This window comes from Dellaglioa sp. CoH-55-MRSF-8 (assembly GCF_056782195.1).
The window spans coordinates 1-419 of sequence record NZ_JBXAYH010000082.1 but is presented as its reverse complement, the minus strand read 5'-3'; the positions used below and the strand labels follow the sequence as shown (position 1 = coordinate 419).

The following is a 419-nucleotide window of genomic DNA, read 5'->3' as shown; positions in this document are numbered from 1 at the left end:
ATATCGAACCGCAATACGAAGCTCCGTCCATTCTACGTTCATTGTTTAGTGATCGCGCAAACGCCGACTATCTGCTGCAAGCGGCAGGTCATGGCCTGCACATGAATAACCCGTACCACAACCTTCAGCATGAACTGCATGTCGTGTACTGGTCCCATGTGGTGGCCACAAACGAAAACTCGCTTCGGCCCAAGGCCAGCAACCACTACCTCGTGCAGGGCGATCTGAAGGCTCTGGCCGTGGCCTCGCTGTTCCATGACCACAATCACTCGGGTGGTGCTGAACGAGATACCGTGAACATCCAACGAGCCATCCAGCGCGTGTTCACTCGCGACATCAACCTGATCCTCGAAGACGAGGGAATCAATAAGGAAACGGTGCGCGACCTGATCCGTGTCACCTGTTTCGAGAATGGTGCA

At 54.7% G+C, this 419-nt stretch carries 1 protein-coding gene; it reads left to right on the top strand.

Going from position 1 to position 419, the window contains the following annotated elements; all coding sequences use genetic code 11:
* Positions 1 to 41 precede the first annotated feature (41 nt).
* Positions 42 to 419 (top strand): hypothetical protein (locus tag AC1RPW_RS08010; protein ID WP_481769444.1); only part of this gene is annotated, 378 nt, incomplete at its 3' end.